Origin of the sequence: Anaerofustis sp., assembly GCF_019420015.1 — a bacterium.
Lineage (GTDB): Bacteria > Bacillota > Clostridia > Eubacteriales > Anaerofustaceae > Anaerofustis.
Genome location: NZ_JAHZIA010000030.1, coordinates 17,853 through 29,396 on the forward strand (window position 1 = coordinate 17,853; position 11,544 = coordinate 29,396).

Genomic DNA, 11,544 nt, shown 5'->3' on the forward strand with positions numbered 1-11,544 from the left:
CAAAAAACAGTCTTTTTTTTACATATCATATAAAAGCTTGTAGTTAAGACAATTTTAAATTTTTAAACGTTATTACATTTAACTAATTTTAACAATATTCCGACAAATGTAACTGTTATATGTTACATTTTTGTAAATATATCTATTTTCGTATATTATATATCATAAAACCATAAGCACTAAGTGCGCTCATGGTTTTATGATATTTTTATAAACTCTCCATTATATTCATAAGTTCTGCATAACTACTGACTTTAGAATATTTAACTTTGCTTGTAGACATTTCATTAAATAATTTTTTTGCACAATTAATCTTCGCTTGTTCAACGGCTCTTAAATTCAAGCTATCCATTGAACCTTTTGTTTCAGCAATAAAGAAAATATGTTTTACACGCCCCTTATTAAAAGCTATTGCCCAGTCGGGAGAATAATTCCCAACCGGAGTTGGAATTTGAAATCCTCTTGGAAGTTTGGCATATACACAAACTTCTTCGGCATTATCCAAATCTTTTGCAAATCTCTTTTCAGTGCTTTCCTCTGCATAACCGTCTGTAAATATATAATCTTTAATTGCTTTCTTTGCTTTATATGCTTTATCAACAGGTTGTGTATTTTTTTCAGCCGTAAAAATAGATGAATCATATTTATCTTCAATTTGATTATATGTTATATGCTCAACAACCATTGAAGCCTTCTGTTCTTTTATTATCTTTATTACTTTTGAAATAAATTCTTCAGGGTTATTTCTATATTGATAAAATTTATCCTCATGCATTCCTTTCAAAATTTTTACAACAGTCCTTCTTGTAAGAGCAGTTTCTAAAGCAATTTTTCCGACCAAATCATATTTAACATTGCTTTTTGAAGAAAAAGTCATTGTTTTTGTAGAATTATTTTCTACTTTGAAAGCATCTCCTCTTTCAATTTCATCATAAGTTATATTTCTTTTTTGACTTCCTCTTGTAGTTACATACTGAATACTTGAAACATAAAAATCCGAATTTAATTCTTTAACAACTTTATAAATTAATTCATCGCTTTCAAAATCAACTTTATAAACATATTTATGATTTATATTTTTCCATAACTCTTGAAACTCTTTTTTCTTAAAATTATCATTTAGAGGATTATCAAAAACCTTTGATTTATTCGCATCTTGATGCATTTCTTTAAGCACTTTTTCATCAAAGATAGCTTGTACAAGTTGATGAATCCCTTCAGCCATAAGCTTAAGTTCTTCCCTCATTAGTTCCAACTCATTTAATTTAACAGCCTTTCTGTATTCATCTGTTACTTTATCATCATCGTCTATATAATCATTTCTATATAAATATTTATTTATCCATTTAGCCTCTTTTTGTGTTATTTCAACATCTTTACCATTAACTTTTATAATCTTACCTGTAAAATATTCTACCGATGCAATAGTAGGTCTGTTATATAATTCTTTTTTCAAATCACTTTGCAAATCAGCCACAAAGTTTCTATAACTTTCGCTTGCAATAACCGTAAGCATGTTTATATCAAAAATATTTTCTCCAAGAGTCTGTACATCCATACGATTTCCTTCTTGATTAACACATAAACGAAGTCCTCTGCCCACTTCTTGCCTTTTTGCCGTTTGACTGTCAGAATGCTTTAATGTACAAATTTGGAATACATTGGGATTATCCCAGCCTTCTCTTAAAGCCGAATGAGAAAATATAAATCTTGTAGGTTCATCAAAAGAAAGTAGTCTTTCTTTATTCTTTAGTATCAAATCATATGCGGAAATATCATCAGAAGAATTAGTTTCTTTTTTAATTTTACCGTCAATCATATGTCCTTTTTTATCAATGCTGAAATATCCTTTATGAACTTTTGAAACATCTGAACATATTTCCTTCAAATATCTTTGATAAGGAGTGTCTAAAAGAGTAATCTTTTCATTTAAAATATCTATATATTCTTCTTCAAATACTTTGCCGTATTCCCCTAAAACCTCTTCTCCGTTTTCATCATACTGTCTGTATTTTGATACTTCATCTATAAAAAATAATGATAATGTTTTAATTCCCTTGTTAAATAACATTTCTTCTTTTTCAAAATGAGAAGCTATTGTTTCCCTTATTTGAATTCTTCTCATATCTTCTTCGGAAATATCTCCGTTTATATCTCCTGTTTTTATTACTTCTCCGTTTGTAAAAGTAACAGTATCGGTAAAAGGATCTATTTGGGATATAACATATCCTTTATACTGTTGCATTCCCTTTGAAATATCAAACAAATCATCTCCGACAGCAAATTTTCTTGTTTTCCTCTTTACTCCGCTGTTTGTCTTTATTTCAAATTCAATCCTTGCCATAGGAGGTTTATCTTTTGAAACTATTATAGGAGGTTCAAGGTATAAATAACTGTCCGTTCCCCTTAAGTTTTTTACTTCAAAACCTTTAACCTCAATCTTCTTTACAAGCTTTTTATTAAACGCATCAAGTGCATCTAAAACATATACCATGTTATGCTCGTTTATATGTGTAGCCGAATAGTTAATAGAAAACAACGGATTAAAGTTATGTAAAGCCTTTTGCGTAACTGCGCCACCCATTTTTTGAGGTTCGTCCAAAATCAAAATCGGTCTGTTTGCCGATATTACATCAATAGGTCTTCTTGAATTAAATTCATCCCTTGTTGAATATATTATACGGCTGTCTTTACTCCTTCCGCCTTCCTTAAGAGAAGTTGCAAAAGCCTGAGTATTTATTATCATTACGCTTATACCGCTGTTGTTTGAAAAATAATCAAGGTCATTAAGATTTTTACTGTTATATGTAAAGAATCTTGCTTTTTTACTATAATGCTCCATAAAATGTTCTTCTGTTATTTCAAAGGTTTTATTAACCCCTTCTCTTATTGCTATACTTGGAACAACAACTATGAATTTACTCCAACCGTATTTTTTATTTAGTTCAAATATAGTCTTTATATAAACATAGGTTTTTCCGGTACCCGTTTCCATTTCAACATCTAAACTGCATCTTCCTATATCTTTAATCAGACTGTCTGATAACTGTATATTATTACTGCTTTGTATTTTTCTTATGTTATCAAGCAAATCTTCATCACTTAATAAAATATCAGCGTTTTTATATCCCGTATCATCATATAAATCAAACATTCCGATATCTACATTTAAACCGTCAAAATGCGTCTGTAACCCTTGTTTGTTTTCTATATTCCCCAAATCTCTTATATAGTTTGTACTATTATGATAATCTTGCCCCTTAAACACATCAATAACAGCATTTACGGCATCGGTCTGATAATCTTGTATTTTAAAATTAAATTTCATAGACATGTTTCCTTCCAATTAAAATTTTCTGTATTAATTGGTTTATAATAATGATTCATTTTTTTAAATGATTTTATAAAATCCTCATAATCATTATTTTCTATCTGTAATATAATTTTTAAATTTTCTTTCAATTTTTCATCACTAATAAATATATCTTCTTTTTCCTGCTTAAAAATTAAATTATTATTCAAATTATAAGCATTATCAAATGAACTTATAACATTATTAATTTTATAAAGCATACAAACAACATGATGAATACATAAATTTTTCTTATCTTTTTTTAAGAAAGGATAAAATCCATCAAAAGCTAACATTCTTTCATTATTTATATCTATTAACTTTTTTACAATAGAATTTACATTCTCATTATTTTTTATAATATCAACTGATTTATTCAAATTTACTTTCATCTCTCCTAAAGATGAAAAATCAGCAAGAAAAGGTAATAAATTTGCTAATTCAGAAATATATTTTGTACAATAAAAATTAATGTACCCAATACTTTTTGATTTTTCTATTTTATATGAGCCAATATTCGTAATCATCACCACAAAAGAACTACAAAAAATACCAAGTAAAATATCATATAAAACACTTTCTATACTACTTAAGTTATTAAACATTAATTTTGCAACAAACAAATTAAATACAAAATGAAAAAGGAACATTAATAAAATAGATATAACACAAATATATATTGAAATATATATTCCATTTCGATATATCTTCATATTAAATCACCCTCCAAACAGTATTTTTACTTTCTCTGTTAAATATTTGTTCAAAGTTCGTCATCAAACTGTCATTTTTAAGCGAGCTGTCCCTTGTAACGAAATATTTAGGCTTTCTTTTTGCTGCTTTTTCCACAACCTCTTCCGTTAAATCTTCATCAAAACAAGCAATTAATTTATCATCTTCAACACTGTATAAAACTTTTCCGTCAATAACTTCTTTATCAATCTTGCTTGAAAGCATTATCCCAAGGTCAAGCATTACTTGAAATAGTAAATCCATTGAAGTTCTGTCTTCTTTTATATTATCTTCCATTTTATCAAGCATGCTCATTTCAAAATCATCAGGTCTGTAATAAACATCTTTCATGTTAGAACTGTCAACCTTTAAAACTCTAAAACCAACATCAAGATTTTCTATCCCTTCTTTATCCTTGTTTTCTTCTTTTATTTTCTTACCTGCTCTTCTTATTCTTTCTTTTCCTATTTCGCATATATTCTTATATCCTGCCTTATAAGCTTCGCTTTTTTCGTCTGTATTTTCCGGAAGTTGAACCATAATAAACTTACGTTTCCCTCCGTCTTCTGCATTTAACTGCATTACAGCATGAGCGGTGGTGGCGGAGCCTGAGAAGAAGTCAAGAATTATAGAATTTTTAGATGTCCCAACAAAAATAAAATCCAACAACAAAGAAGTAGGTTTTGGGAAGTTAAAATATTTTCCATCAAAGAGTTGCTCCAACTCTAAAGTTCCACGTCTACTTGTATATTTTTTACTATTTAAAATCGAGCGTATAATTTTTTTATCATTTCTCATCTTTTGAACAATACGATATTCACCATCATTTGTTTTATAACCTATAATTTCTTTATTCATAAATTCTTTTGCTTTATCCTTTCCCCATCTCCATACAAATTGTACTGAATTTTTTACAGATGTTGGCGGATATATCTCAATACTATTATCTTTTTTTTCTAATCCAATTCTATAAAAATCATTATTTATAGGTTCATCTAAGTAAAGATAAAATGGATAAAATAAATTTGGTCTATTCTTATTATTAAAGGTTTCATTACTATTATATAATGGATGAATATTAAAGCTACCATATTGATCTTTATATTTAAAATTTTTATTTTCTTCTGGTAATAAATTGGTATATGTATATATACTATTTTTTGAATAAAACAACACATATTCATGCATTTTACCAATATGTCCATAGTCTCTCGCATTTGGTGTAGAATTAATTATAAATGTTCCAATATAATTGTTTTCCCCAAACACCTCATCACAAATATTCTTTAAATTATTTTGCTCATTATCATCAATACTGATAAAAATCACTCCGTCATCGGAAAGCAAATCCTTTGCGATTTTTAATCTTGGATACATCATATTAAGCCAGTCTGTATGAAAACGACCGTTGCTTTCAAGATTTTTCACAAGTCTGTTTCCTTCTTCGTCATATTGACCGCTGTTTTCTATCTATTCACCATAATCCAAAGAAAAATCATCTTCATAAACAAAGTCACTTCCCGTATTATAAGGAGGGTCGATGTAAATCATTTTTATCTTTCCAAGATAAGTTTCCTGAAGTAATTTTAAAACTTCAAGATTATCTCCTTCTATATATAAATTTTCCGTATTCTCAAAATCCACACTGCCGCTGCTTAAATATTTTTCGCCTTTGCTGTCTTCTCCCGTAGGCGTTTTTTCATCTTCAATAACAGGGCGAAGGGTTTTATTTATAGGCATATTTGATAAAAGAACGGATTTTTTCTTATCAGGCCAATTAAACTCATATCTTTCTTCCCTTCCCTCAACTACCTTTGTATTTATTTCCTGCATTAATATATCTTTGTCTATAGCCCTGACAACTTCTCCGTTTTCGTCTACTACTTCCGTTACGGCATTTGGAAAAAGTTCTTTTAATTTTATAAAATTATCATCGGCCTTGTTCGGTGTGTGCATTTTTAGTTTGTTCATATCCTTCCTCCAATTTATTCTAATACATCCAAATTTTCAAGATATTTTCTTATATCTTTATTTAAACTTTCAAATTTACATTTTATTTCTCTTGTCCTTTTAAAGTCTTTTCTTTCAGGTTCTCTATCCTTTTTGCTTAATAATTCATATGATGCATTCCATCTTTGCGCATAAACATCCAGTTGCATATGACATAATTGTAATATTGTTTTATATTCATTATAAAAACTTTCGGGAATAAAAGGAATGTTTCCTCTTAAACAGCTACATGATACGTTATATGATTCAGTAGCTTCTTTATGTATTTTTCGCTCATATTTATCTATTTTTTCCTCACTATCAAAGATGGGAACATTTGCCATACCATATGGTATTAATATATAAATCTTATCTGTCAAATCATTAAAATTTCTCGTTAACTCTCTATAAAGTGAAAATTCCAAATCAAATTTTGTTTTACTTATATAATTTTTTCTTTCATTTTGACTTTTTTTATCTTCCAGTGTTTTATCGAAAGAGCATTGAATTCTTTTTACAACAAAATCGCTTACGGATGGAATTAATAAAACCCCCAATGTACAAATAAGTGAAAAAAAAGATGTTATAAATTCTTTTAATAAATCCAATACATAATACCTCTCGTTCTTTATTTTAACTTTTTAAAACATTTCGATTTTATTCTACACCAAATCCCAGACTTTGACAATAAAATATCAAAATACAAAAAAAGACAGGAAAATATTTTCCTGTCTTATAAAAATTATTTTAATATAAATACTACATTTATTGTAAAATAAATATTTTAATATAGCAAAATGAAAATGTTTAATCCGTCGCATTATTCTTTAAAACATTAAATGCTTCCTTAATTTTTAAAGCCATCAATTTTCGTCTTTCAATAAGGAAATCCTCATAGTCCATTTTCTCCCAGCCATGAGGCAAAGCGTTCTCTTCCTCCATTTCTTTTATCTGTTCGGCACTTCTGCCTTGACAAATTATGGGATAATACACATACGGCGCATCGTCTAAAATATCCATATTATCTTTCCAATCAATAAACGCATAATTTGCCATTTGATTAATTTTTCTATCAGTATACCCTTTGCTCTTTAAATAAGCTTTAGGGAACAAATGGTGCTTTTCCAATGATTTACGATTACCGTCAGTTCCCGTTTCAAATAATTTGGATAATAGTAGATTGCTTTTTGAAAATAGAACTTTTGCATTTAAAATATTCAGCGATGCAACGTATGCATTCCAAGCATTGTTGCCACGTCCTGATACAGCTAATCCCTCTCCCACTAAAGTAATATTAAAATAGTCATTAGTTAATCTTTCGCTTACTCTTGAAATCACAAAATCCTTATATTCTTCAAAAGTATGGAGTGCCTTAATAACGTTAAGATGTTGTTCTGCAGTTGATTCAAATGATCCGGTATATAAAGATAACAGAGACGCATAGAAAAACCATAATGATGTCAAATGCATATTGTCATTATATGACGCATTAAATCTGTATTTTGCAATCAAATACATTGAATAAGTATAGTAGATTGCATTTACCGATAAAATCATATCACCCAAAAGATACCCTGCATTCATAATAGACTTTAAAAACTCATGCCAGTTATGAACATTAATAACATCCGGAAGTTTTTCTTTAAGTGTATTAAATCGCAGCTCTCTTAAATCTGCATCAATAACACCCTTCTTATCAAAGTCGGCACCTCTAAGAAGTTTATAACCGTATTTAAGTCTGGCTCTATTAAAACCATATGCCATCACAACTCTGATAATATCCTGTGGTGATACTTCGGTTATCTGATTATATGATGTAACAGTATCTTTCTTAGGCTGCCTTGATTCTTGACTGAATTTTTCAATTTCTTTTCGTCCTTCATCCCAATAAAGAGACAAAAGGGTCAGAATAAAATCATTTTGCTTTAAGGCTACGCCACCGGAATTTACACGGACAAATATCTCGGATACGTCTTCTTCCTCTGCATTTGATTTAATGTCAAAAACGGGAAGTGAATGATTCTTCAAATTTCCTACCGCATTAATATTTTTTGATATCCTAGAACACTCCTCTTTTTCTAAATCATCACCTTTATTTTTGCGGTATCTTCTCAAATCTTCGATAAAAGTATTAATAAAGTCATACATATCATCCGTAGTAAATATATCACTTATGTTATACACCCATTCCGGATCTTTTTTTGTTGCTTGATATCCTACTTCAAACTTATCCTGTAAGGGATTATAAGATATTACTATTGATTTCTCTTCATATTTAGAGTTAATAACCTTTTTCCCCTTAATAACTGCATAAAGAGATGTAAGCCTCTGCTGTCCATCAATAATAACTTCCTTCGGAGAATCATAACTGTGAAACTCGGTACCAATAGTTTTTTTCTTATCTAAAGTTGGACACTCCCATAACATAAGATAACCAATAGGATATCCTCTCATCATTGAATCAAAAAGATCTCGAACTTTTGCATCTTTCCAAATAAACGGACGTTGTAATTCCGGGAGTCCCAATTCTCCTGTATCAATTTTTTCTATTAGCTGATTTACTGTCAGCGTTGTATTACTAAATATTTGCTCCATTCAATAATCTCCCATTTATTGATATGTTTTATGATTACTCAATTATTCATTCATACCCATTCATTAAAAATCATAATTAAAATTTATATGTAACTTATGGGTTAAATATATATCATACTATTTTTATTTTACAATAAATCCAGAATTTTGATAATAAAATAAAAATACCTTGTTTAATAGTTATATAATATCTCGTAACAAGCTATTTTTTTATATAATAAAAAAACAGCCTAAGCTGTTTCATTCAAGTGGTGCCGAAGACCGGAATCGAACCGGTACGATCGTATAAGGATCGCAGGATTTTAAGTCCTGTGCGTCTGCCAGTTCCGCCACTTCGGCATTGTATGGAGCGAAAGACGAGATTCGAACTCGCGACCCTCGCCTTGGCAAGGCGATGCTCTACCACTGAGCCACTTTCGCATATAATGGTGGTCGCAATAGGGCTCGAACCTATGACCCCCTGCTTGTAAGGCAGGTGCTCTCCCAGCTGAGCTATGCGACCAAGCACGATATAGTATAAAACAATTACCCCGTTTTGTCAATATTTTTCAAAAAAAATTTTATAATCAAAATAAAATATTAATATTTTTGTCGTATGAATTAAAAACAAAAAATGACAAAAATTTACAAATAAAATATTGATTTATGCATTAAAATAAATATAATAGAAAAGAAGCAATTGCTTCTTTTTAAAACCTTAAACTTGTAAATTCTTAACCGACTACCCTTTTTAAGAAAATACAAGGAAAGACACTCTTTATGAGTGTCTTTTTCATTTTATTTTTTATTCAAAATTATCGTAATTAATTTAACCTGATATGTATTATAATTTTTTTATCGGATATTTAATACCCCCAGTAATTTTCATAACTTTTATTCTGCTTAATCCCATTAAAAATAATATATGTTATACCGTTTAAAAGAAAACAATAAAATTTTAAAATATATAAAGAAAGGAATTTTTTATATGAATGAAAAAATTTTTAATGACATAAGTTTCAGATTAATAGGATACATAAACAATATTATCGGACTAGAAAATCTTTTAATATTTAATGAAAATAAATCGGATAAAAAAAGAATAACGAAAAAAATCAATATATACTACGACTTCATAAATAAAGAATTAAAACCCTTAAAAGAAGAAAATATTGATATATTAACCGCATTTTCCTTTATGAAAGGAGAATACGGAAGAATACTGAAAAAAGCAATGTCCTAACAAAAATATTAAAATATAAAAACTAACAAAAAAGAAGTAACGGAAAAATCCATTACCTCTACAAAAATAAATTATAAACCAAGTTAGTAAACATACAAAGAAATATACCGCATAAAGTAGGAATAATAAAAGCCAAAAAAGTCCATTTTATACTTTTCGTTTCACTTTTTATCGTCATCAATGTAGTCGCACATGGAAAATGCAAAAGAGTAAACAACATAACATTTATCGCCGTTAATATTGTCCATCCGTTACCAATCAAAATTTTACCTATTTCCATAGTACTTTCCATATCTACCATAGTTCCCTTCCCCAAATAACACATAAGTATTATAGGAAGTACTATCTCATTTGCAGGAATACCAAGTATGAATGCTGTGAGAATATAACCGTCAAGTCCCATCAGTTTTGCGAAAGGATCAAGAAAACTTGCAATACATGAAAGTACACTTACATCCCCTATCATAACATTAGCCATCAACCATATAACCATACCGGCAGGAGCTGCAAAAACAACGGCTCTTCCTAAAACATATAAAGTCCTGTCAAATATAGATCTTATCAGTATCCTGCCTACTTGAGGCTTTCTGTAAGGAGGAAGTTCCAACGTCAAAGTACTTACCTCACCTTTTAACAAAGTCTTAGATAACACTTTTGATATAAACAAAGTAAAAAACATACCAAGAAGAACTACACCCAAAACAGCTAAAGTAGAAAGAAATGAATTTCCAAAACCGACTCCAACACCACCGATAAATATCGAAGAAACCACTATCAAAAAAGGAAATCTTCCGTTGCAAGGTACAAAAGAATTGGTAAGGATAGCAAGAAGCCTTTCTCTATTTGTATTTATTATTCTGCAGCCTATTACTCCGGCGGCATTGCATCCAAACCCCATACATGTGGTAAGAGCCTGCTTCCCCGACGCACAAGCTTTCTTAAAATATTTATCCAAGTTAAAAGCTATTCTCGGCAAATAACCGAGATCTTCCATTATAGTAAAAAGCGGGAAAAATATAGCCATAGGAGGAAGCATCACACTGACCACCCATGAAAGAGTGTTATACATTCCGTCTATCAACACTCCCTTCAAAAACAAAGGTGCATTTACATAATCAAAAAAAGCATATAACCTATCTCCTAAATACTCAAAAAAAGATGATAACCAAGAAGAAGGATAATTCGCACCTGAAATCGTAATCCAAAATATCAATCCTAAAAATCCCAACATAATAGGTATTCCAAAAATTTTGGAAGTTAAAATTTTATCCAGCTTACGATCCTTTTCATTATAATCTCTGTTTTCATATTCCAATATATCCAAACATATATTCTCATTATTTTCCAGTATTCTGCTCACTATATTATCCCGAAAATTACCGGGAGTAATATTATGCATCATTAAATCGGTTCTTACTTCTCTTAGAACTTTTTTAATAGATTTTATATTTTTTAAATCCGTTTCCAAAAATTCATCTATACTTTTAATTATTCTTTCGTCATCATCCATCAGTTTAAGAGCAATCCATCTATACAAATATGTATACTTAATAATATTTTCCTTTTCAAGCTCTTTAACTATTTTTTCTATATTTCTTTCTATATGCTCATTATATTTTATACATTTGGGATTTACGGATATTTTATTTGTACA

8 protein-coding genes and 3 tRNA genes are annotated in these 11,544 nt (G+C 29.4%); 1 reads left to right on the top strand and 10 read right to left on the bottom strand.

Annotated elements, in window-relative coordinates; all coding sequences use genetic code 11:
* Positions 1–208 precede the first annotated feature (208 nt).
* The 9 genes from QZ357_RS05690 to QZ357_RS05725 form a co-directional block, all read right to left on the bottom strand.
* Positions 209–3,328, bottom strand: a complete 3,120-nt coding sequence (locus QZ357_RS05690; RefSeq protein ID WP_290772988.1) for a DEAD/DEAH box helicase family protein — start codon at positions 3,326–3,328, stop codon at positions 209–211.
* A complete protein-coding gene (locus QZ357_RS05695) occupies positions 3,325–3,957 on the bottom strand; it encodes a hypothetical protein (protein WP_290772991.1) in 633 nt (210 codons plus the stop codon). Before QZ357_RS05695 ends, QZ357_RS05690 begins: the two co-directional genes overlap by 4 nt.
* A 109-nt stretch (positions 3,958–4,066) precedes the next feature.
* Entirely contained in the window at positions 4,067–5,512 is a 1,446-nt protein-coding gene (locus QZ357_RS05700) for a site-specific DNA-methyltransferase (protein WP_366934121.1), read from the bottom strand.
* A gap of 42 nt (positions 5,513–5,554) precedes the next feature.
* The gene (locus QZ357_RS09815) at positions 5,555–6,055 is read right to left on the bottom strand and encodes a hypothetical protein (RefSeq protein WP_366934122.1); all 501 of its coding nucleotides are present in this window, start codon (positions 6,053–6,055) and stop codon (positions 5,555–5,557) included.
* A 14-nt stretch (positions 6,056–6,069) separates the two neighbouring features.
* Positions 6,070–6,681: a hypothetical protein gene (locus tag QZ357_RS05705; protein WP_290772994.1), complete on the bottom strand. Its 612-nt coding sequence runs from the start codon at positions 6,679–6,681 to the stop codon at positions 6,070–6,072.
* Between the two features lie 199 nt (positions 6,682–6,880).
* Positions 6,881–8,668 carry a DUF262 domain-containing protein gene (locus QZ357_RS05710; protein WP_290772996.1) on the bottom strand — a complete coding sequence of 596 codons (1,788 nt, stop codon included), beginning with the start codon at positions 8,666–8,668 and terminating at the stop codon, positions 6,881–6,883.
* Between the two features lie 249 nt (positions 8,669–8,917).
* Positions 8,918–9,007, bottom strand: a tRNA-Leu gene (locus QZ357_RS05715).
* Positions 9,008–9,013: 6 nt separating this feature from the next.
* Positions 9,014–9,088 (bottom strand) — tRNA-Gly (locus QZ357_RS05720).
* Positions 9,089–9,094: 6 nt separating this feature from the next.
* Positions 9,095–9,170 (bottom strand) — tRNA-Val (locus tag QZ357_RS05725).
* Positions 9,171–9,635: 465 nt separating this feature from the next.
* Here QZ357_RS05725 and QZ357_RS05730 point away from each other — a divergent pair.
* Entirely contained in the window at positions 9,636–9,890 is a 255-nt protein-coding gene (locus QZ357_RS05730; RefSeq protein ID WP_290772999.1) for a hypothetical protein, read from the top strand.
* Positions 9,891–9,948: 58 nt separating this feature from the next.
* Here QZ357_RS05730 and QZ357_RS05735 read toward each other — a convergent pair.
* The coding region (locus QZ357_RS05735) for a nucleoside recognition domain-containing protein (RefSeq protein ID WP_290773002.1) at positions 9,949–11,544 on the bottom strand (1,596 nt) is incomplete at its 5' end.